The 22,120-nt window shown below is 72.3% G+C and carries 18 protein-coding genes; 10 read left to right on the top strand and 8 right to left on the bottom strand.

The window, feature by feature from the left end:
* Window positions 1-258 precede the first annotated feature (258 nt).
* Window positions 259-2,571: an SDR family NAD(P)-dependent oxidoreductase gene (locus DMB66_RS03450; protein WP_125802522.1), complete on the bottom strand. Its 2,313-nt coding sequence runs from the start codon at window positions 2,569-2,571 to the stop codon at window positions 259-261.
* A gap of 53 nt (window positions 2,572-2,624) precedes the next feature.
* On the opposite strand from DMB66_RS03450, the gene DMB66_RS03455 reads away from it, so the two are divergent.
* Window positions 2,625-2,951 carry a DUF5808 domain-containing protein gene (locus DMB66_RS03455; protein WP_199751866.1) on the top strand — a complete coding sequence of 109 codons (327 nt, stop codon included), beginning with the start codon at window positions 2,625-2,627 and terminating at the stop codon, window positions 2,949-2,951.
* An 8-nt stretch (window positions 2,952-2,959) separates the two neighbouring features.
* Here the strand turns inward: DMB66_RS03455 and DMB66_RS03460 are convergent, their stop codons facing one another.
* Window positions 2,960-4,618 (bottom strand): FAD-binding dehydrogenase, encoded by a 1,659-nt coding sequence (locus DMB66_RS03460; protein WP_125802523.1) that lies wholly within the window; start codon window positions 4,616-4,618, stop codon window positions 2,960-2,962.
* A gap of 85 nt (window positions 4,619-4,703) precedes the next feature.
* Between DMB66_RS03460 and DMB66_RS03465 the strand changes: the two genes are divergently transcribed.
* Together DMB66_RS03465 and DMB66_RS63450 are read left to right on the top strand one after the other, a co-directional pair.
* Window positions 4,704-5,885: a helix-turn-helix domain-containing protein gene (locus DMB66_RS03465; RefSeq protein WP_125802524.1), complete on the top strand. Its 1,182-nt coding sequence runs from the start codon at window positions 4,704-4,706 to the stop codon at window positions 5,883-5,885.
* 330 nt (window positions 5,886-6,215) lie between these two features.
* Complete coding sequence (locus tag DMB66_RS63450; protein WP_233624266.1) at window positions 6,216-8,006, top strand: prolyl oligopeptidase family serine peptidase; 1,791 nt, start codon at window positions 6,216-6,218, stop codon at window positions 8,004-8,006.
* Here DMB66_RS63450 and DMB66_RS03475 read toward each other — a convergent pair.
* Window positions 7,975-9,255 (bottom strand): helix-turn-helix transcriptional regulator, encoded by a 1,281-nt coding sequence (locus tag DMB66_RS03475; protein ID WP_125802525.1) that lies wholly within the window; start codon window positions 9,253-9,255, stop codon window positions 7,975-7,977. The two genes, DMB66_RS63450 and DMB66_RS03475, sit on opposite strands and share 32 nt — an antisense overlap.
* Before the next feature lie 257 nt (window positions 9,256-9,512).
* Here DMB66_RS03475 and DMB66_RS63455 point away from each other — a divergent pair, with 257 nt between their 5' ends.
* The 5 genes from DMB66_RS63455 to DMB66_RS03495 all read left to right on the top strand — a co-directional run bounded on the left by DMB66_RS63455 (window position 9,513) and on the right by DMB66_RS03495 (window position 13,355).
* On the top strand, window positions 9,513-10,019 hold the full coding sequence (locus DMB66_RS63455; RefSeq protein ID WP_233624267.1) for a hypothetical protein: 507 nt from the start codon (window positions 9,513-9,515) through the stop codon (window positions 10,017-10,019).
* The gene (locus DMB66_RS03480) at window positions 9,925-10,875 is read left to right on the top strand and encodes a thymidylate synthase (RefSeq protein ID WP_233624290.1); all 951 of its coding nucleotides are present in this window, start codon (window positions 9,925-9,927) and stop codon (window positions 10,873-10,875) included. The genes DMB66_RS63455 and DMB66_RS03480 overlap by 95 nt, the downstream gene beginning before the upstream one ends.
* A complete protein-coding gene (locus DMB66_RS03485) occupies window positions 10,872-11,405 on the top strand; it encodes a nucleoside-diphosphate kinase (RefSeq protein WP_125802527.1) in 534 nt (177 codons plus the stop codon). Before DMB66_RS03480 ends, DMB66_RS03485 begins: the two co-directional genes overlap by 4 nt.
* A complete protein-coding gene (locus DMB66_RS03490) occupies window positions 11,402-12,646 on the top strand; it encodes a hypothetical protein (RefSeq protein WP_125802528.1) in 1,245 nt (414 codons plus the stop codon). Before DMB66_RS03485 ends, DMB66_RS03490 begins: the two co-directional genes overlap by 4 nt.
* 82 nt (window positions 12,647-12,728) lie before the next feature.
* Window positions 12,729-13,355: a 3'-5' exonuclease gene (locus DMB66_RS03495; protein WP_125802529.1), complete on the top strand. Its 627-nt coding sequence runs from the start codon at window positions 12,729-12,731 to the stop codon at window positions 13,353-13,355.
* 59 nt (window positions 13,356-13,414) lie between these two features.
* Here DMB66_RS03495 and DMB66_RS03500 read toward each other — a convergent pair whose 3' ends face one another.
* A complete protein-coding gene (locus DMB66_RS03500) occupies window positions 13,415-16,114 on the bottom strand; it encodes a bifunctional diguanylate cyclase/phosphodiesterase (RefSeq protein WP_125802530.1) in 2,700 nt (899 codons plus the stop codon).
* A gap of 238 nt (window positions 16,115-16,352) precedes the next feature.
* On the opposite strand from DMB66_RS03500, the gene DMB66_RS03505 reads away from it, so the two are divergent.
* Window positions 16,353-17,336 (top strand): LysR family transcriptional regulator, encoded by a 984-nt coding sequence (locus DMB66_RS03505; RefSeq protein ID WP_125802531.1) that lies wholly within the window; start codon window positions 16,353-16,355, stop codon window positions 17,334-17,336.
* On the opposite strand, the gene DMB66_RS03510 is transcribed toward DMB66_RS03505, so the two are convergent.
* On the bottom strand, window positions 17,323-17,961 hold the full coding sequence (locus DMB66_RS03510; protein ID WP_125802532.1) for an HNH endonuclease family protein: 639 nt from the start codon (window positions 17,959-17,961) through the stop codon (window positions 17,323-17,325). The two genes, DMB66_RS03505 and DMB66_RS03510, sit on opposite strands and share 14 nt — an antisense overlap.
* 217 nt (window positions 17,962-18,178) lie before the next feature.
* On the opposite strand from DMB66_RS03510, the gene DMB66_RS03515 reads away from it, so the two are divergent.
* Window positions 18,179-20,053, top strand: coding sequence for a diguanylate cyclase domain-containing protein (locus tag DMB66_RS03515; RefSeq protein ID WP_125802533.1), 1,875 nt, complete (start codon window positions 18,179-18,181; stop codon window positions 20,051-20,053).
* 28 nt (window positions 20,054-20,081) lie between these two features.
* Here the strand turns inward: DMB66_RS03515 and DMB66_RS03520 are convergent, their stop codons facing one another.
* From DMB66_RS03520 to DMB66_RS60990, 3 genes are all read right to left on the bottom strand, one after another.
* Entirely contained in the window at window positions 20,082-20,633 is a 552-nt protein-coding gene (locus DMB66_RS03520) for a nucleotidyltransferase domain-containing protein (protein WP_125802534.1), read from the bottom strand.
* Between the two features lie 34 nt (window positions 20,634-20,667).
* Window positions 20,668-21,141: a DUF1772 domain-containing protein gene (locus DMB66_RS03525; RefSeq protein WP_125802535.1), complete on the bottom strand. Its 474-nt coding sequence runs from the start codon at window positions 21,139-21,141 to the stop codon at window positions 20,668-20,670.
* A gap of 72 nt (window positions 21,142-21,213) precedes the next feature.
* Complete coding sequence (locus DMB66_RS60990; protein WP_233624268.1) at window positions 21,214-22,113, bottom strand: glycoside hydrolase family 26 protein; 900 nt, start codon at window positions 22,111-22,113, stop codon at window positions 21,214-21,216.
* Window positions 22,114-22,120 lie beyond the last annotated feature (7 nt).

Genomic DNA, 22,120 nt, shown 5'->3' on the forward strand with positions numbered 1-22,120 from the left:
TTTCCCCGATGACGATCGATGCGGCGGGACGAAGATCCGCACGATACCGAATCCGCGCCCGTCCCACGGCCCGGCCTTGTGCCGGCCGATGTCAGACGCCCGCTGACGCGCGGCGGATTCCATGGCCGCCCAAAGGGGGCGGTAGCCAAATAGCGCGGCCGTCGCCGCTGACCGTCGCCCAGTGCGGCTTTCCGTCCTCGAGCCGGTCCAGCGCGAGCAGCCGTCGGCCGGCGCCCTACCGGCCGACCGGGGCCGCCGTCACCGGTCCCGCACCGGTTTCCCGGTCGCCGTGCGGCGCAGCGCCGCGACGACGGTGATCTCGCTCGGCCGCTCGGCCCGGGACAGCCGCGGGTCCAGCCACTCCCGCAGCTGGTCGGCGGTCAGCGTACGGCCGGGGTGGACCTCCACGGTGGCCCGCAGCCGCTGGCCGAACTCCGCGTCCGCGACCGGCTCCAGCAACGCGTCGGCCACGTCGGGGTGGCCGGTGAGGATCGCGGCCACCGGGCCGGCGTACACGTTCTCCCCGCCCGAGACGATCATGTCGTCGAGCCGCCCGTCGACGAACAGCCGGCCGGCCGGATCGACGTGGCCGAGGTCTCCGGTCGCGAGCCACCGCCCGTCCGGTTGCCAGCCCCGGACCTGGATCTCGCCGATCCGGCCCGGCGGCAGCGGCGTACCGTCCGGCTCGACGACCCGGACCCGCACCCCGCGCGGGGCGCGGCCGACCGTGCCGGGTGCCGCCCGCAGATCCGCCGGTGTGGCCATCGCCGCCCAGCCCGCCTCCGTGGTGGCGTACATGTTGAAGGTCAGATCCCCGAAGCGGTCGCGCAGCCGCTCGCACAGGTCGGCGGTCAACGGGGCGGCGCCGCTGACCACGCCGCGCAGCGAGTCGACGGCCGGCCACCGCGAGGCCGGCAGGTCGCAGATCCGGCGCAGCTGGATCGGCAGCGCGAACAACAGGCCGGCGCGGTGCTCGGCGACCGCGCTCAGGATCCGGTCCGGGCCGCCGCCGGGCACCAGGACCACCGGGGCGCCCAGGACGAGACCGGCGGACAGGTAGGTCAGGCCGTAGCCGTGGTGCGGTGGGGTTGCCACGACGATGGGCTCGCCGCGGCGCACCGGCGTCAGCCGCAGGTGGGTGGTCACCGGGCCGAGCAGCATGCGCAGGGTCATCGGGCGGGACACCGCGCGTGGCACCCCGGTGGTGCCGGAGGTCAGCACGAACGTGCGCCCCTGCCGCGTCGCCGGGGGCGCGGCGGGCTTGTCCGGGCGGCCGGCGAGCAGCTCCGGCCAGGCCATCGCGGGCAGGTCGGCGGTGGCCGCGCCCGGCTCGTGCACCAGCCCGCCGGCCCGTTCCCTGCGCAGCACCTCGGCCATCCGGTCGCGGGGCAGGTCGGGCGGCAGCAGGACCACGTCGACGCCCAGCCGGGCCAGCCCGATCGCCGCCGCCACGAAGCCCCGGTGGCCGGCGCAGGCCAGCCCGACCCGGTCGCCGGCCCGCACGCCGAGCCCGCCGGCCGCGTTCGCCGCGCAGGCATCGGCCATCGCGTCCAGCTCCGGGTAGGTGACCGGTCCGTCCGCGTCCACCAGCGCGAGCCCGGCGGGCGGTCCGGCGGCGAGCGCCGTGGCGAGGCTGCGCCCGTGCCGGCGGCCGGCGCGCAGCAGCCGCACCAGCCGGCCCGGGCGGCACAGGCCGGCCGCCGCCAGCACCCGCAGCGGCTCGACGGCGTCGAGCGCCCACACCCCGGCGGTCAGCGCCCGCTCGACGGTACGGGGCAGCGCCGCCGACGCGATCGCACCGAGCCGGGCCCACCACGGCCACCACGACCGGCGATGGGCCACCGCGCGACACACGATCTCCGCCGCCTCGGCCGCCGACATCGCCGGGACCCGCCGGTACCGCGGCGTCGGCGCGCTCATCCGGGTGCGGACCAGGTTGCAGTACACCGTGCTGACCTTGACGTGGTCGCGCCGCAGCTCGACGGCGGCGCTGCGCAGCCAGGTGTCGAACGCCGCCTTGGAGGCGTGGTAGGCCGACCAGTTCGGCGTGGTCATGGCCAGTCCGGCCGTGGAGACGTTGACGATGTGCCCGCCGCCGGTCGCCCGCATCGCCGGCAGCAGCACCAGCAGCAACTGGACCGGCCCCAGGTGGTTCAGGCTCATCGTGCGCTGGATGTCGTGGAACCGGTCGGCGGTGTCGGCGACCGAGCGCCGGATGGACCGGCCGGCGTTGCTCACCACCACGTCGATCCGGCGATACCGCGCCAGCAGCTCCGCGGCCAGCGCGGCGGCCGCTTCCGGCGAGGACAGATCGGCCCGGTGTACGAAGGCGCGCCCGCCCGCCGCCACGATCTCCTCGCGTACCCGCTCCAGCCGATCGACGGTGCGCGCCACCAGGAGCACGGTGGCGCCGGCCGCGGCGAGCCGGCGGGCCGTGGCCGCGCCGATGCCCTCGGAGGCGCCGGTGACCAGCACGGTCCGGCCGGCCACGGCCGCCCGCAGCCGCCGTTCCCGCGGACCGCGCCCGGTGATCCCGACCGCGATCCGCACCCACCGCCCGATGTGATCCACCGCGCCATTGTGTGCCACCGGCGCCCGCAGCCGGCGGGTCGTAGGATCGGCGCATGATTCTCGCTTTGGCTCGGCTCGCCGCCGTCGCCGCGGGCGCTGTCGCGGCCGCCGCTGTCGCCCGCGAGCTCGACAAACCCGCCCCCGAGCGCGAGTGGCACGGCGACGTCGGGGGCGTGCCCTACGACTTCCGCCCGCCCACGGCGGAGAAGCTGCTCCGCACGGTCTGGGACGCCGACAACCCCAAGGTGGTGGTGCCGCACGGGTTCGGCGTGGGCTGGAGCGTCAACTTCGCCCGGCTCGCCGCCCTCGTGCAGCCCCCGGAGCAGGGCCCGCCGCCGGCCAGCCCGGGCGAGATCACCGCGAAACCGCCCACCGACTGAGCCGGCAGTCAGGCGGTAGCGGCTGCTGCCGCACGGCCGGCGGTGCGGCCGGAGAAGAGGCAGCCGCCGAGGAAGGTGCCCTCCAGCGAGTTGTAGCCGTGCATGCCGCCGCCGCCGAAGCCCGCCACCTCGCCGGCCGCGTACACGCCCGGCAGCGGTTCCCCGCCGGGTGTCAGGACCCGGCCGGAGAGGTCCGTCTGCAGGCCGCCGAGGGTCTTGCGGGTCAGGATGTTCAGCCGGACCGCGATCAGCGGGCCGGCCGCCGGGTCCAGCAGCCGGTGCGGCGTGGCCACCCGGATCAGCTTGTCGCCCCGGTAGCGCCGGGCACCGTGGATCGCGGTGATCTGGGCGTCCTTGCTGAACGGGTTGGTCAGCTCGCGGTCGCGGGACTCGATCGTGCGGCGTACCAGATCGAGGTCGAGGTCCGGGCCCTCGTATTCCGCGGCCAGCTTGTTCATCCCGGCGACCAGCTCGTCCAGGGTCGGCGCCACGACGAAGTCGGCGCCGTGCTGTTTGAACGCCTCCACCGGCGGGGTCGCCCCGGGCCGGATCCGGCTCAGCACCTGGCGGATGCTCTTGTTCGTCAGGTCCGGATTCTGCTCGGAGCCCGACAGCGCGAACTCCTTCTCGATGATCTTCTGGGTCAGCACGAACCAGCTGTAGTCGTAGCCGGTGCTCATCAGGTGCTTGAGCGTGCCCAGGGTGTCGAAGCCGGGGAACAGCGGCGCCGGCAGGCGGCGGCCGGTGGCGTCGAGCCACAGCGACGACGGGCCGGGCAGGATGCGGATGCCGTGCTGCGGCCAGATCGGATCCCAGTTGCGCACGCCCTCGACGTAGTGCCACATCCGGTCCGGGTTGATGATCCGGCCACCAGCCTCCTCGGTGATGGCCAGCATCCGGCCGTCCACGTGCGCCGGCACCCCGGACACCATCCGCTTGGGCGGGGCGCCGAGCCGCGCGGGCCAGGCCTTGCGGACCAGGTCGGGGTCGCCGCCGATGCCGCCCGAGGTGACGATCACCGCCTGCGCCGCGTACGCGAACTCGCCGGACTCCTCCCGCGAGCTGGACTCGCCGCGCCGCACCCCGCTGGCCACCAGCGTGCGCCCCCGCACCCCGGTGACCACCCCGCCGGTCCGGACCAGGCCGTCCACGCGGTGCCGGAAGCCGAAGCGCACCAGCCCCCGCTCGGCCGCCGCGCGCACCCGCCGCTCGAACGGCTCGACCAGCCCCGGGCCGGTGCCCCAGGTCAGGTGGAAGCGCGGCACCGAGTTGCCGTGCCCCTCGGCGGCGCCGCCGCCGCGCTCGGCCCAGCCGACCACCGGGAACAGCCGGTGACCCATCTCGCGCAGCCAGGCCCGCTTCTCGCCGGCGGCGAAGTCGACGTACGCCCGCGCCCACTGCCGCGGCCAGTGGTCCTCCTCGCGGTCGAACGCCGCGCTGCCGAGCCAGTCCTGCCAGGCCAGGTCGACCGAGTCCCGGACGCCCATGCGGCGCTGCTCGGGCGAGTCCACCAGGAACAGGCCGCCGAACGACCAGAACGCCTGGCCACCCAGGCTCTGCTCGGGCTCCTGGTCCAACAGCAGCACCCGGCGTCCCGCGTCGGCGAGCTCGGCCGTCGCCGCCAGCCCCGCGAGTCCCGCCCCGACCACGATCACATCTGCGTCCATGCCCCTACGCTAGGCATCCTCATGCCAAGATGGTGGTCCATCGAGGCGGATTTACGCCCGTGTCTTATCACCGAGGTGACAAATCGTGCCGGATGCGTTCACCGAGCTCGAACCGCACGTGGCGGAGCTGCCGGCGGAGGTCGGCGCCCGGTTGCGGGCCGAGCAGCCGGCGCTGCGCGACCGGGTGCTGCGGACGATCCGCACGGCCATGAGCGGGCAGGGCAGGTCGCTGACCGGCGGCCAGGGGCGCGGGCTGACCCTCGGGGTGGAGACGGCGGTGGACGCGTTCGTGTGGGCGGTGGCCGAGCCGGGCCGCGACCTCACCGGCACCCGGGAGGTGTTCGTCGGCCTGGGCCGCACCGAATACCGGGAGGGCCACAGCGTCGACGCGCTGCGCTCGATCCTCACCCTCGGCGGTCGCGACATCTGGGCATACCTGGTCGGGCGGGAGCTGCCACCCACCGTGCTGTACGCGCTGGCCTCGGCGTTGTTCGGCTTCATCGACGCGCTCGCCGGGGCCGCCGCCCAGGGCTACCTCGACGAGCAGCGCCAACACGCCCGGGACTGGGACACCACCCGGCGGCGACTGATCACCCTGCTCGTCCAGCCCGGCCCGCCCGGCGCCGCGGCGATCCTGGCCGCCGCGGACGCGGCCCGCTGGCCGCTGCCCGGCGCGGTGGCGGTGCTCAGCGTGGAGGGCACCGACGGCGAGCGACTGGCGCGGCGGGCGGGCAGCGGCACGATCGCCACGGTCATCGACGACGCCACCCGGCTGATCCTGCCGGAGCCGGCCACCCCGGGCCGGGTCGCGCACGTGGCCGCCGCGCTGGCCGGGCGGCGGGCGGCGCTGGGCCCGGCGGTGGGGCTGGGCGCGGCCCGGTTGTCGTACCGGTTGTCGCGGCGGGCGCTGCAGTTGCAGCAGGAGGGCGTGCTGCCGGCGGAGTCGTTGCTGCGCTGCGACGAGCACCTGGTCACGCTGGTCACCGCGTGGGAGCCCGGGCTGACCGGCCGGCTCGCCGAGCGGTGCCTGGCGCCGCTGGAGCCGCTCGGTGCGGCCGAGCGGGAGGTGCTCGGCGCGACGCTGCTGGCCTGGCTGCGGGCCCAGGGGCAGGTGCTGGCGGCGGCCGCGGCGTTGCCGGCGCATCCGCAGACGGTGCGATACCGGATGCGCAAAATCAGGCGACTGTTCGGCGCGGCGCTCGACGACCCGGACGCGCGGCTGGCGCTCCAGCTCGCCCTGTCGCACCAGCTCGGCCGGGAGGCCTGATCGGGCAAGGCGGAACGAGGGTCTACCGGGCGGCACCGGCCCGAGCGGCATTGACCCCTGACGTCGGCCGGCGTGCGGGCGGTGGCCGTCATGGGAGATCACCGTCCTCGGTCCTGGAGGGCGGGCTCACCGGGGGGCTCACCGCCGCAGCCTGGCGGCGGGTACAGCGGTGAGGTCATGGGTTCCATTCACGTGGTCCTGGCCGGGTGGCCGCCGGACGTTCGGGGTGGACACCGGCGGTGTCCGCATCAGTCGTTCGGTGGTGAGCGGTCGCGCCGGTGGCGGGGTTCGTGCTGTGATCAGGGTCGACGCGTAAGGGGTGGTCGGCACGTGATCGAGGACAGCGCCGCGGGGTTGGCACTGACAGCCGATCAGGTGGCTCGGGCCGGCACGTCGATTGACTGGCTCACGAGCGCCGGTGGCGTGCTGCACTGGGTGGAGGCTTCGCCGGAGGTCGGCCGCGCGGTGGTGGCGAGTTGGGATCCCTCATCGGGTGCTTCGGGAGTGCGGATCTCCGGTCTGCCGGAAGCGGGCGTGGGCAGCAGCTTGCATGCGTACGGCGGGATGCCGTACACGGTTCTCCCCGCGCTCGGTGTGGCCGTGGTGGACGGCTCCACCGGGCAGATCGCCGGCGATGTGGCGGTGGCCGCCACCGCGCACACCTACGGGGACCTGGCGCAGTCCGGCGGCGAGTTGCTGTGCGTTCGCGAAGACAGCAGCGGCGACGAACTGGTCGCGATCGACCTCACGACCGGCGCGCTGCGCGTCCTGCGGACGACCGACGGGTTCCTCGCGTCGCCCCGAGCTGCCAAGAGGCGATTGGCGTGGGTGCAGTGGGGCGCGGGTGTGATGCCGTGGGACTCCAGTGAGGTGTGGGTCGCCGATTACGCGCCGGGTGGCGGTGTCGGAGCGGCGGTGCGGGTGGCGGGTGGACCGGACGAGTCGGTCGTCCAGCCGCAGTGGGCCCAGGACGGCTCGCTGTACTTCCTGTCCGATCGGACGGGCTGGTGGAACCTCTATCGGTGGCGTGATGGGCGCACCGAGGCGGTGGCGCCGATGGCGGCCGAATGCGCGACGGCGCCGTGGGAGTCCGGCTACGCCAACTATGCGCTGCTGCTGTCCGGCCGGATCGGCGTGATCGTCCAGCGCGGGCCGGAGCACGAACTTGTCATCGTGGAGCCAGATGGCCGGGTCGCGGCGGTCGAGACGCCGTACACCTCGATCAAGCCGTTCCTGGCCGCCATGGGTGACCGGATCGCCCTGATCGGAGCGTCGCCGACGCGAGCGTCGGAGATCGCACTGGTCGCCACCGACGGCTCAGCTCGGGTGGAGGTGATCCGGCGCGGCCCCGGTGACCTCGTCGCGGGCTCGGTGCCGGAGATAATGCGGATCAGGTCCGGGCAGGCCGAGGTGACCGCGCTGTTCTATCCCCCGGCTGGCGACGTCCGCCCCGCACCGTTGATCGTCAGAGCGCACTCCGGACCGACGTATCACAGCGACCTTCGGCTGGACGGAGAAGTGCAGTTCTTCACCAGCCGCGGGTTCGCCGTCGTCGATGTCGACTACCGGGGTAGTACCGGTTACGGGCGGGCGTTCCGGAAGGCTCTGGACGGGAGCTGGGGTCGTTCCGATGTCGAGGACTGCCGCAACGTCACTCTGCATCTGCTCGCGGTGGGCCGGGCGATGCCGGAGGCGGTGTTCATCTCCGGGGCGAGCGCGGGCGGCTTCACCGCGTTGCGGGCGGCCTGCGAGGACGGGCCGTTCCGCCTGGCGGTGGCGCGGTCGGCGATCGTGGACCCGCAGCGGTGGACGACCACGGCACCTCGGTTCCAGCGACCGCACGCGGCGATCCTGGCCCATGACGGCGCCCGCGTGGCGCCCGAGCGCGTGCGCCGTCCGGTGCTGCTGATCCACGGCGGCCGGGACGACGTCGCCCCGATCGGCGACGTGACGCAGTTGGCGACGGCACTGCAGGAGCGGAAGCTGCTGGCCGGGATGCTGACCTTGGAGAATGTCGGGCACTATCTGTCCGCGCCGGCCGCGCAGGCTGCGGCGTTGGACGCTGAGCTCGATGCCTATCTGGCGGTGCTCACGGAAGCCGGCCTGGCCCTTCCGAGCTGATCAGCGACGGCAGCCGGGTGCGGGCGTATTCGGTCAGGTCCCGGACGTCGGCCCGGTCGGCATACGGCTGGAGTTCGGCCAGCATGAGCACGATGCGGTGGGCGCTGCGGAACGACGCCACGGTGGCCGCGTGGTCTATCGCCTGGCGGGCGATGGCGCAGGCGTGCTCGATCTGGCGGCTGCGCGCGAGGGAGGCGGCGTGCAGCGCGGTGTCGATGGCCAGGCGACGGACGCGGTGGGGTTCCAGCAGCGTGACCGCCCGGCTGGCTTCGCGTTGGGCCAGCTCGTGCAGGCCGAGGTCGAAGAAGCAGTGCGCCTTCTCATCGGCTAGGTCGGCTTCGCCGAAGTATCCGATCCAGGCCGGTTCCTCGGCAGGCCGGCTTCGGGCGAGATCGACCTCGACCTGCAGCAACGCGGCGGCGCAGGCAGCCTGGTCGGCTCGGCGGGCGTGTGCACGGGCGAGCACCGCGCGGAAGGCGGCCCGTACGGCGGGGGTGCTTTGGTGTTCGATGCCGCGCAGCGCGGCGGCGGCGAGACGGGCTGCCTGGTCCGGGTCGCCGCAGTGCAACGCGAGGTGGGCGAGGCTCACGGCGATGAGGTAGCCCCCGTACAGGCGGTCACCGCATCGGGTCACGATTTCCAGGGCCCGCAGGTAATGCTGCTGAGCCAAGCCATCGGCGCCCAGGTCGACGGCTTCGTATCCAGCGAGTTCGAGGTATCCGGTCGCCACCCGCGGAGCTCCCGTGGCCAGGACATCAAGTCGGTGACCGAAGATCTCGGTGACGTCCGCATAGGTCTGTCCGGCCCCGTGCACATGGTCGGCACCGCGAAGCTGTCGCAGCCGGTCCGCCGCCGCCCGACCTTCCTCACCGGCACGCCAGCGCCGGGCGTCCTGCGTGGACGACAACAGCCAATCCAGTACCGGGCGATCGGTTGCCGCGGACCGGAACCCGACCGTCGCACTGGTCGTGTCGCGCGTCAGGCGCAAGGTGCGCTCGCGTTGGAGCATAGGTAGAAGTCTGCGTAACCCGTTCCCGGCGGAGAGGACCCGATCACATTGGTCGACTAGTTCGTCGGAGGGCATCCGCTCGGCTGTCTCGATCTTGCGGACCAGATCCTTGTGCACGAACAGGGCCTTGCCGAGGTCGGCTTGGAACATGCCGAGGCCGAGACGCAGCCGACGGACTTCCGCGCCGAAGAAGTGCAGCACGGACCTGGCCGGCTCCAACTCCTTGGGGGTCTGGCCCATCGCCACCACCGTCCCGGGCACCACACAGCGATCGAACGAATGCTCAGTGTCAATGAAACAGCGGACAGTGAACAACGCCGAAACCCCCATGGGGACATCAACGGTGTCCGCATGTGCCCCCTGCCCACGACCGGCCCGGTCAAGTGGACTCGACGTATGCGCATCGGCTACAGCATTGGGGGTTCTCGGCGACGGCGTCGTCGACACTGTCACCCACCGGGTCGCCGGAAAGTGGACGCGGACACACCTGGCCGCAGGTGAACTTCACCGGCCAGTGCGGCTTCGCCGAAGTCGAACGCATCCACCGCAACGCGCTCACCACGGTGTTACTGGTGCCGGACCGGTACGCCCAAGCCGCGCACATGACCTCCCGCTGGTTCGAAGCGCTGCTGGCCGGCTGCCTGCCGCTCACGCCGACCGAGATCCGTTTCGCAGACGCCTACGCGCCCCGCGACCTGCAGATCGACTCCAGCCAAGACGTGATCGACAAGGTCGCCTGGCTTCAGGCGACCGCCGGCAGCCCTGAGCACGCCGACCTGATCGCCGCCTGCCTACCCCTACTGGAACCGTTCCGCTGCTCCGCCCAGGTCTCCACCGCGATCACCATCCTGGAAGGACTTCATGATCACTGGGCCCGTCTACGACACCTTCGCCGACGCCTATCTGGCCGTGCTCGGCGAGATCCATCAACGGCCGCACCACTCCACGGTCACCAGGGGCAAGACCGCCATCGAGATCCCGAACGTCAGCTTCACCATCCGTGACCCGATCGCCCGCACCCCGTACCTGGCCGCCCGCCGGGCGAACATCGTGTTCAACCACGCCGAGGCAATGTGGTATCTGTCCGGCCGCGACGACCTCGACATGATCGCCCACTACGCCCCGAGACTGCGCGGCGTGTCCGAAGACGGCAAGACCCTGACCGGCACCGCGTACGGCCCACCCCTATTCGCGCCCACCGAGCCGGACGGGCGCAGCCAATTCGACCGGGTCCTGGCCCTGCTTCGCACCGACCCGGATGCCAAACGCGCGGCCATGCCGATCATGCGCCCCGACGAGCTGATCGACCCGGCCAACCCGGACGTGTCCTGCACCCTCGGCCTGCAGTTCATGCTTCGCGCCGGGCGACTGCACCTGACCGCCTACATGCGCGGCAACGACGCCGTGATCGGCCTCTACGGCGACACGTTCGCCTTCACGTTCATCCAGGAATTCGCCGCCCGGCTGCTCGGCGTCGACGTCGGCAGCTACGCCCACCACGTCGGCTCGATGCACATCAACATCCTTGACATTCCCAAGGTCGAACGTCTCCTCGCCGACCAGACCCGGCGCGATTTCCCGCATCAAGCGATGCCCTCGGACGCGAGCTGGGCGGACCTACGAACCGTCCTGGAGTGGGAGGAACGGCTGCGGCTCAACCAAGCCACCTTCACCGCCGACGCGGTCGCACTCGACCCGTACTGGATCCAAGTGATCTGGCTGTTCGAAGTGCACCGGCAGCTCACCCACCACCCCGGCCAGCCGGTCACCGCCGGAACCCTCGCCCAGCTATACCCCGGGCACCGGTGGCAGATCGCCCAACGCTGGCCCGAACGGATGCCGGCAGGAGTAGAGCCGTGACCACCGCCATCGACATCGACTGGAGCTGTTGGACCGTCGTCCTACTCAAGCCGGACTGCGTCGCCCGCGGCCTCGTCGAACCCGTCCTCACCTGGGTCGGTACCGAAGTCACCCTCGTCGACCACCGCATCGTGACCCCGACCGAGGACCAGATCTTCGCCCACTATGACGACCTGCTTACCACCCGCCGCGCCCACTTCACCTGGGTCGACGTCCGCGCCGACCTGCGACGCACCTACGTCGGCCAGCGGGTTTGCATCGCGCTGGGCTACGCCCCCAACGCCGCACCCCGGCTGCGGGATCTCCTCGGCCACTTCGACCCCACCCACGCCGGCATGCTCACCATCCGCGGCCGATTCGGGCAGGACTCCCTGCGCCAAGCCCAGGCCGAACAGCGGCTGATCGCCAACGTCATCCACTCCTCCGACGACCTCGCCGGCGCCGAACGCGAGTTCGCCATCTGGTACGGCCCCACCTGCCGACACCTACTCCACCCGCCCACCAGTGCGCGCGAAGGAGCCCGACCGTGACCGCTGACCCGACCGGCATCCGCACCGGCCCCCGCCTGCTGCCCGTCCTTCCGGACGAGGCGAAGGCCCGGCTCGACCCGTACATGGCGCTCATCGTCGGCTACCGCAAGTCCGGGCTGTCGTTGAACCACATCATCGGCTGCCCGCTGGACTGCGGCTACTGCGTCCGCCACTTCTGGGGCAACTACGACGTCAAGATCCCGCACCTGCTGTGCTCCACCGACGAGGCCATCGACCAGCTCGTCAACCACCACGCCTTCCAGCCCCGCGTGACGCCGATCCAGTTGTTCAACAAGGCCACCGACCCGTTCCTGCCCGGCGTCAAACCCCACCTGTTCCAGGTCCTCCAGGCGCTCGACGAACGCGGCTACACCAACCACGTTCTCGTCATCACCCGGTTCAAGGTCACCGCCACCGACATGGCCGCGCTGGAAAGGCTTCAGCACGTGCGGGTCACACTGCTGTTCACGTACTCCGGCATCACCGACCCCCGCGTCGAGCCGATCGCCAGGAGCGACATCACGGTTACCTCGATCCGCACCGCCGCGAGCCACAAGAAGCGGACCGGGGTGGTGCTCTACTGGCGGCCCATCGTCCCCGGCTGGAACGATGCCCCCGACACCATGGCCGCCGTCCTCGACGTCGGCAGGGACGTCGACGCCATCGTGTTCACCGGGTACTACCACAAACCCGAAAACGCCGATTACCTGCGCGACCTCGGCGTCACCGTGCCCTACGCCGACGACTACGCCCGCCGCAAAGTCATGCCCAGCGACCTCGACGCCCGGGTCGTCGCCGCTTGGCGCCAGTCGGGCATCTCTACGCCGCTGTTTCGCAAGACCTCCTGCGGCGTCGCCTACGCTCACGCCGCACCCGACTACAACGGCCATTGGGGTGTCCGCGAACTCTGCGATATCTGCCCCGACATCCAGCGGCAGCGCTGCGCCGACGACTACCGGGAACCCAGCCCGGCGGACATGGACGCTGTCCTCGGCCAGCTCGGCTACGACAGCGCCTACCTCATCGAGGACGGCCACGTCTGGACCCACGGCCTCGGCGAACAACGCCGGTACGCCATCCAGCACACCCTGCGTCACCAGATCTGGGAACTCGACCAGCCCCACTACCTGCACGCTCACGGCCGCTCCCTGCACGGCCACACCGCCGACACCGACCAGGTCACCGCCCTCGCCGGCATCCGCGAGCACTTCGAGGACGCCGCGCGCTACGAGGATGACTGACTCGACGACACGAGCCGGGGTGAACGGCAACGGAACCGACCGCCGGATCGTCGTGGAACACTCGGCACGGAGGTGAGGGCAGATGGAACTCGTCGCGATCGACCTCGAAGGCAGCGGCGCCCAGGAACGCGACCACGAAGCCATCCTGGAGATCGCCCTCGTGCCGCTCATCGGCTGGCAACCCGACATGACTGCGGCCTATTGCACCCTGATTAACCCACAGCGACCCATCCCACGCCGACCGTGGATCTCACCCGGACTAACCGACGACGCTCTCCGAACAGCACCCACCATCGAGGCCGTCAGTCCCGAAATCGTCCGACGCATCAGAGGGAAATACCTGGTCGGCCACAACATCGGCGTCGACTGGCGCCTCCTGCGCCGCCGTTGCCCGACCGTCGCCCCAGCCGGCTTGATCGACACCCTCCGGCTGGCCCGCCAAACAGACCGGGCAGGCTCGAACGGTCTCGCCGCCCTGGTGGAACGACACGGCCTCATACAGGACGTAAACCGCCTCGCCCCCGGCAGCGCCCCGCACCGCGCTCTGTGGGACACCGTCGCGTGCGGCCTGCTCATGAGGGCGCTCGCCGTACACCTAATGGGCGACCATGCCAGTGCCCACGCCCTGCTGGGCGTAGCAGAAGTCCGGCTCGACGCCCCGGCGGGGGACGTTCTCACCCAGCCCACCCTCTTCGACCAGAGCCGATGAGCCCCTGGGACAGGTAGCGGCGACGACGTGACCGGTTGGGGTGCCCACACACCCTCGCCTCAGACTGCGACGGCCAGCTTCCCCGCCAGTCCCTCGGTGAGCACGCGGCCCGCCTCGGCCGCCGGCAGTGGGCGGGACAGGAAGTAGCCCTGGGCCAGGTCGCACTCCAGGTCGCGCAGGATCGCCAGCTGGGCGGCCTCCTCGATGCCCTCGGCGACGGTGGTCATGCCGAGATTTCGGCCCAGCCGCACGATCGTCCGGACCAGCGCCTCGTCCTCGCGGTCGCCGCCCAGGCGGTCCACGAACGAGCGGTCGATCTTGAGGATGTCCATCGGGTAGCGGCGCAGGTACGCCAGCGACGAGTATCCCGTGCCGAAGTCGTCCATGGCCAGGGTGACGCCCAGCGCCTTCAGCCGCTGCAGCTGGGTGAGGTTCTCGTCGGTGTCGGTGAGCAGCACGCTCTCGGTCATCTCCAGGCACAGCTGGTCGACCGGCATGCCGGTCTCGGCGAGCACCTCGGCCACCATCGCGGACAGGTCGCCGTGCTCGAACTGGCGCACCGACACGTTGACGGCCATCTTGAGCCGCCGGGTGCGGCCCGCGCCCCAGGCCACGGCCTGGCGGCAGGCCTCGGTGAGCACCCAGCGGCCGAGCGGCACGATCAGGCCGGTCGCCTCGGCGATGCCGATGAAGTCCAGCGGCGGGATCATCCCGCGGGTCGGGTGCTGCCAGCGGACCAGCGCCTCGAAGCCGACGATCTCGCCGGTCCGCAGGTCGACCGTGGGCTGGTAGTGCAGGGTCAGCTCCGCGCGTTCCAGGGCCAGCCGCAGGTCGGCCTCGAGTTCGAGCCGCTCGACCAGCCCGGTGAGCATCCCCGGGTCGTACGCGGCCAGCCCGGCCCCGCCCGCCGACTTGGCCCGGTACATCGCCAGGTCGGCGTTGCGCAGCAGCTGGTCGGTGCCCGCCGCGTCGGCGCCGCAGGCCAGGCCGATGCTGACCGCCACGTGCAGCTCCCGCCCGCCCAGCAGGACCGGCTCCTGCAGCGCGGCCGCGATGCGCGCGGCGACCGTCTCGGCGTCCGCACGCGCGGTGCCGGACTCGACGAGCACGGCGAACTCGTCGCCGCCGAACCGGGCCACGGTGTCACCCTCGCGGACGGCGGCCCGCAGCCGGGCGGCGACCTGGACGAGCAGGGCGTCGCCGGCGGCGTGGCCCAGGCTGTCGTTGATCTCCTTGAAGCCGTCCAGGTCGAGCAGCAGCACGGCCGCGCCGGCCCCGGCCGGGTCGCGCTCCAGGGATTCGAGCAGCCGTTCGCGGAACAGCGCCCGGCTGGCCAGCCCGGTCAGCGCGTCGTGGTACGCCTCGTGCACGAGCTGTTCCTGCAGCTCGGTGGCGTCGTGGATGTCGCGGGTGTTGAGCACGTAGCCGCGCACGGTCGGGTCGTGCATCAGGTTGGTGATCGTCATCTCGGCGAGCCGGATCCGGCCGTCCTGGTGGCGCAGCGGCACCTCGGCGACCACGACGGCGAGGGGCTGGTCGCGGATCGACTCCAGCGCGGCGGCGAGCTGGGGCGTGGCCCGGCGCCCGGCCACGTCGAGCAGCTTGAGGCCCAGCAGCACCGAGGCGGGGTAGCCGAAGATCCGCTCGACCGACTCGCTCTGGAAGCGGATGGTGGAGTCGGCGTCGATGACCGCGACCGACTCGGAGCTCTGCAGCACCAGCGCCCGGAAGCGCAGCTCGCTGGCCCGCAGTTCGGTGGTGCGCCGGGCGACCCGGGATTCCAGGTGCCGGGTGAGGTGCCGGTTCTCCAGCAGCGTCAGCAGCTGGCGGGCGATGATCAGCAGGATGAGGGTGGAGCGGCAGCCGGCGGTGAAGGAGTCCGCCGTGCCCGAGATCGCGTAGTGGACGACGCTGCAGCCCAGCGCGATGAGCACGGCCGCGTACGGCGCGAGCATCGCGAACGGCTGCGGCTCCGGGTGCGCGTCGGCGGCGTCGGCGGCCCGTTCCCCCGTACCGGATTCCGGGCGCCGGGCCGCGAGCAGGACGATCGCGAAGCCCGCGAGCCGCACGAGGACCAGCACGCCGCCGAGGCCGTGGCCGCCGCCCGGGGTCCCGAGGACGTACCCGCCGTAGGCGATGCCGAGCAGCACCGTCGCGCCCACGACGAGCAGCAGCGGCCCGGAGTCCGGCCCGCCGCGGCGCAGCAGGGCCAGCAGGTGCAGGGCGAGGGTGATCAGCACGATGCCGCCGAGCGGGTAGCCGAGCGGCACGGATGGACCGGCACCGGCGCCGGCGGTGAACAGCGGGCCGAGCACCAGGAGCCAGCTCACCAGCAGCAGGGAGCAGGCGATCATCAGGCCGTCGACGCCCGCGCGGACCCGGTTGGCCACCGACTGCCGGCCCACCGGGACCACCAGCAGACCCGCCGCGACCAGCGGAACCAGGCCGAGGTGGCCGAGGTCGGGCGGCGGCCCTTGGCTGCCCGGCGTCAGCAGGCCCCAGGCCGTGCCGGCCTCGCCGGCGGAGTACGACAGCATGCCCAGGCCGATGCCGGCCCAGGCGGCGCCCATCCGTCCCCGGCGGCGCGCGGCGCGGCGCAGGCAGGCGATCCCGGCGGCCAGCGTGAGCAGGAGGGTGCCGGCCACGGCGGCCGCGTGGGTGACGGCCGCGCCGCCGAGGCCGCCGACCATCCAGGCCGCGAACGCGGTGCCGGCGACGCCGGCCAGCAGCGTGCCGGGACGCGGGTGCCTGAGGGTCATCAGACTCCTCCCCGCCTCGTGATCGCCGCCTGCCGGCCTGTTCGTCACCGTCGAGATCGGGCGGGAGCTGGGCCACTTGAGAGATTCGCCGCGCCCGCGGTGCCGCCCGGACGGCGGGGCCGCCGCCACCCGGCGACCTGACCGCGGCCCACCGGCCGGTGAAGATGCACGGTGCTCGATGCGCGAAATTCACATTGTTGGTATTTCGGCGCCGGGGCCGGACCTCTACGGTCAGCGTGTGGACCTCGAGCTGCGCCACCTGCGGACGATCTGCGCGATCGCCGAGGCAGGCAGCCTGAACAAGGCCGCCGCGGCGCTCGGGCTGGCCCAGCCCGCGCTGACCGCCCAGTTGCAGCGGATCGAGCGCACGCTCGGCGGCGCCCTGTTCGTCCGGGATTCCCGCGGCACCCGGAGCACCCCGCTCGGTGATCTGGTGCTGGCCCGGGCCCGGCTGATGCTGCCCGCGGTGGAGGGCCTGCGGCAGGACGTCACCGCGCTGGTCGGTGCGGAGCGCACCGGGCAGTACCGGATCGGCGCCACCAACGGGCCGGTCGCCGCGGGCCTGGTGCAGCTCCTGTCGGCCGTCCGGCCGGCGAACCCGGCGTCCGTGCACGCCACCTGGTCCGCCGACGAGATCTGCGCCAAGGTCCGTTCCGAACGGCTCGACTACGCGCTGGTCGGCGCCTGCAATCCGTCGGTGCCCCACGGCGGCGACGGGCTGGTCTGGCAGCCGGTGTGCGTCGACCCGGTCTGGGTGCTCGTCGACGAAAGCCACCGCCTCGCCGGGCGGGCCGAGGCCGCGCTCGCGGAGTTCGCCGGCGAGCGGTGGGCCAGCGCGCCGGGCGACGGCTGCTTCACCGCGTGCTTCGCCTCCGCGTGCGCGCAGGCCGGTTTCACGCCGCGGCAGCCGCTGGAGATGGACGTCGGTGGGTGCATCGACCTGGTCGCCGCGGGCAGCGCCGTCGTGCTGTGCCAGGGCACCGTCCGGGCGATGCCCGGGGTCGTGGCGGTCGCGCTGGCCGGCTCGCCGCTGCGCTGGCGGCATCTGCTCGGCTGGGATCCCGCCGGCCCGGCCGCCGCGGCCGCGGTCGAGGTGCACGGCCTTGCCGTGCGGGCCTATCTCGACGTCGTCGCGCAACGCCCCCGGTACGCGGACTGGCTGGGCGCGAACCCGGGGTTCGGCGCCCAGCCCGTCACCGCCGCCGGGATCAGCAGGCGTTGAGCATCGTCGTCACCGCCGCTTTCTCGGCGCTGGTGACGGTGAGCTGCCAGACGTACTTCACCTTGACCCACATCCGGGCGTAGACGCAGTGGTAGCTCGACAGCGGCGGCTTCCAGGCGTCCGGTGACTTGTCGCTCTTCGACTGGTTGACGTTGTCGGTGACCGCGATCAGCTGCGGATTGGTCAGGTCGTTGGCGAACGACTGGCGCTTGGCCGTCGTCCACGCCCAGGCGCCGGAGATCCAGGCGTTCTTCAGCGGCACCATGTGGTCGATGTCGACGTCCGACGCCGCGGTCCAGGTGGCCCCGTCGTACGGGCTGAACCAACTGCCGGAGGTGGCGGCGCACGCCGAACTGACCACGACCCCGGTGCCGTCGCGCTTGAGCACCGTCTCGCGGGTGTTGCAGGTGCCCGAGACGGTCGCCCAGTGCGGGAAGAGGTCCCGGTCGTAGGTGGTGGTGTGGGTCCAGGCCGCGACCGTCAGGGTGGCGAGCTGGGTGCGGGCCGTGGCGGCGGTGGGGATGCCGGGCGGGGTGGCACCGGCGGGGGCGGCGAAACCGAGTTGCAGGAGTACGGCGGCCAGCACGGCGGCCAATAGTGCGGTGATCGGGCGGCGCGGGTTCACGAGAGCCTCCGGGGGAGGGTTAGCCGAGATCGTGTACAGGATTCTCAGCGTGCCGCGGCCCCGCGCCCAGATCTCAGTTTCGATATACCCAAGTCGATATAGCGAGGCCGCGCCCGCGCCGGTGATCGCGGTCGCGATGTCTCAGGTCCGGAGGCAGCCGAACGATGGGCAGGCTGCGACTCCCGTCCGGGGAGCGACAGGGGTGGAGGAACGGGCGATGGCTGCGGTCTCGGGCAGGCTGGCGGCACCGGAGGTGCCCTCGGCGCTGCTGCGCGACCGCGGCATGCGGATGCTGTTCGCCGTCGCCGTGCTCGGCGCCGCCTGGTACGCCTGGCCGGCGGCCGGTCTCCCCCTCAAGATCGCCGGCTACTGGCCGATCCAGGTGGCCCTGGATCTGGTGCTGGCCGCCGGCTCGTGGCAGGTCTACCGGCACCCGGGGGCGCCGGCCGCCACCCGCCGCTTCTGGCGGGCGATGACGATCGCCGCCGGCCTGTTCACCGTCGGCGACCTGGTGCAGACCGTCCAGTCGGCCGGCGACCCGACGGTGCGGGGGCTGATCAGCGGAAACCTGCACCTGATCCTCATCGTCGCCGGGGCGTCGGTGCCGCTCTGGGCGATGCTCACCCACCCGATCCGGGTGACCGGCCGCCAGCGCCTGGTCTTCTGGCTCGACGCGGCCACCGTGATGACGGCCGCCGCCGGGATCATCTGGTCGTTCCTGGTGAGCTCGGCGGTCGGCGCGGGCACCGGCCCGATGCTGCTGAACAGCGCGCTCGCCGCGATCATGCTGATCATCTTCTTCGGCATCACCAAGCTGATCCTCGGCGGCGACGCGCCGTTCCGGCCCGTCGCGGCGGGGATCGCGCTGGTCGGGGTGGCCCTCACCGCGCTGGGCGCCGGCGTGGACGGGCTCGCCGCCACCACGCACCCCGCGCTCTTCATGCTGTCGAGCTTCGTGCCCTGCGTGATCATGGCCGCCTGCCCGCGGGCGCAGGCGGTGGAGATGCGGGTCGACCCCACCTCGGCGCAGCGGCACCGGCGGCGGCCGTTCAGCCTGCTGCCGTACGCGGCGGTGCTGGTCACCTACGCCGCCGGGCTGCTCAGCCTGGCCGACGACGGGTTGTCGACCCGCAGCTGGGGCCTGGTGTTCGGCTCGCTGCTGGTCACGACGGTGGTGCTGGGCCGGCAGATCACCTCCTTCGTCGACAACGCGGTGCTGCTCCGCCGCCTCGGCGAGCAGGAGAGCCGGTTCCGGTCGCTGATCGAGCACTCGTCGGACCTGACGGTGATCACCGACCGGCAGGGCCGGATGATCTTCACCAGCCCGGCCGTGACCCGGATGCTGGGCTACGCGCCCGAGGAACTGCTCGGCTCGGCGCTGCGCGACCTCCTGCACCCGGAGGACCCGCCCGGTGCCGCCGACGCCGACGGCTCCTGGCAGGGCCGGGTGCGGCACAAGGACGGCTCCTGGCGCTGGCTCGACGTGGTCGCCACCGACCGGCACGACGACCCCAGCGTCCGCGGGCTCATCTCCAACGCCCGCGACATCACCGAGGCGCGCGCCTTCCAGGAACGGCTGCGCTTCGACGCCACCCACGACGCGCTGACCGGGCTGGCCAACCGCACGCTCTTCCACCACCGGATCGCCGAGGCGGCCGGGCAACCGGACGCCGAGGCGCTCACCGGCGTCCTCGCCATCGACCTCGACGACTTCAAAATCATCAACGACACGCTGGGACACCACGTGGGCGACCGCGTGCTCGCGACGGTGGCGGAGCGGCTGTACGGCTGCGTGCGCGCCGACAGCGACACGGTGGCCCGGCTCGGCGGCGACGAGTTCGCGGTGATCCTCACCGGCACCACGGCGGCCGAGGCGGCGGCCGCGGCAGACCGGATCGTCGCCACCCTGACCGAGCCGGCCACCGTGGAGGGTCATGTGCTGGCCGTACGTGCCAGTGTGGGCGTCGCCACCGGCCCGAGCGCACAGGCCCGCACGCTGCTGCGCGCCGCCGACGCGGCGATGTACGAGGCGAAGCGGAGCGGCAAGGGCAGCATGGCCGTCGCCGCTCAGGAGTCAACTGCCCGCCCGTGAACGGGCAGGCTCGCAGATCCCTTCCCGCTCAGGGCGCTCCGATGCGGCCGTCGGCCTGCGCCGCGGCGGCCAGTCCCCGAAGTAGCTCCATGTCGGTGATGTCCTTCTGCCGCCATGGCCGGCCGTTGCGCAGGCGGGGAAACTGCTCCTTCATGGCGAGCATGCCGGAGACGCTCATGGCCAGGACCGGCGTGCCGTCCAGGGTGACGTGCTCATCGCCGAAGGATCCTGGCGGGAACAGCCAGTCGGCGAACCGCCCGAGGGGCTGGCTGAACGATCCCTCGGACCGCCGATCAAAGTACGCGGTGCTGAACGAGACGTCGTCCCACGTGAACTCGCAGGACTCCACCGGTGGTTGGGTCGGCAGCGCGGTAGCGCCGGCTCCTCCGAGAAGCGCCTTCGAACGCTCGGCGTGAATACGCTCGACCCAGAACTCCACGTCGCCGTGCTCACGGGTAATCCGGCCGATCCTCGCGTCGAGTCCCCAGCCTCCGAACAGCCACGCTGGGATATCGTCCGCCCGCAGGACCGCGACGACCTCACGGATGACGCGCAGCTGCCCCTCGGCCTTCTCGCCCATGGTCGTGATCCTGCCATGCGGGTGGACCGGCTACTCACGACTGGAGCAGGGCCCAGCACCAGGCCGCGGCGGCGAGGACGCAGAGCACCGTGCGCGCGTTGTTCCACCGTACCCAGGGAAGCTCGAAGGCCTCCCGGGCCGCGGCCGGATCGGCCGTCCCGGCCGCGTCCAGGGCGTTGTTCAGCGGGATGTTGAGCCGGCCGGTGACCACCAGTTGCGCCAGGTAGAGCACCAGGCCCGCCGACGCCGGCACCAGCACCGCGCCGTCGCCGTCGATCGCCACCAGGACGACCGCCACCGCACCGAACAGCGCCGCGCCCGCGAAACACAGGAAGAACCAGCCGTTCAGGATCGCCCGGTTGATCCGCTGCATCACCTCGACCAGAACCGCGGCGTCCGCGCCGCGCAGGCCCGGCATGACCGAGCAAGAGTATGCGTGGAACAGGCCCGCCATCATCGCCGTCGTCAGGGTCGCGGCGATCAGGGCCCCGGTGCGCAACGCGTCCATCCCGGCAGCCTAACGACGGCAAGAGCCGCCCGGCAGGCCCGCCGGGCGGCTCTTGAGATCAGGGTGGGTCGGTCAGCGCAGCTTCACGTCGAAGATCTTGTCGGCGGCCAGGGTGCGGAACGCGGCCAGGCTGGACTTGGTGCTGTCGATGCTGATGTCGCGGTCGCCCTGGTCGTCGCGCTTGGTGTCGAAGTAGACGATCGCCTTGATGCCGGGACGCTTCTTCAGCTCGGGCAGGACGCTGGCGAAGCCGGCCGCCTTGTCGGTGACCTTGCCGACCCGGTGGTAGACGCCCCACTCGGCGACCATGATCGGCTTGCTGGCGTGCTTGGCGGTGGCCCAGTCGTACCAGCCCAGGCCGCCACCGGTGGGCTGGCGGTCGAGCAGGTCACCGAACATGCCGAAGTGGTAGTAGCCCTTCTCGGCGCTCACGTACGAGTCGAGGCCCATCCAGTCCACGACGTCGTCACCCGGGTAGAGGTCCTGCCACCAGGACTGCGCCATCCACTTCTCGTTGCCCATGTAGGCCATGACGTTGACGACGTTGGTGACGCCCTGGGCGCGCAGGCGCAGGATCGTGTGCCGGTACATGGCCGCGAAGTCCTTGGCCTCCCAGCCGGAGCCGGCCTTGGCGATGACGTCGTTCTCCGGCTCGTGGTTGAGCACGAGGAAGAACTGCTCCGGGAAGGTGGTCTTGATCCGGGCGGCGAAGCGGTCGATCCGGGCGTCCTGCTCACCCTTGGCGACCTTCGCCCAGGAGGAGCCGTACGCGATCTTCCAGTTCAGCAGGAGCACGCGCGGGTTCGCGGCGTCCCGGGCCATGGCGACCTCGGCCTTGGTCGGGAACGGCTCGTCACCCTTGTGGTACGCGTGGAAGATGCTCGCGGTGCGGCCGCTGAGCTTCTCCCAGTCCTTGAGGGCCTGGTCGCGCGGCGCGTCGGTGAACCCACCGGCGGCGGCACCCCACAGCACGCCGCAG

It is taken from the genome of Actinoplanes sp. ATCC 53533 (assembly GCF_003947245.1).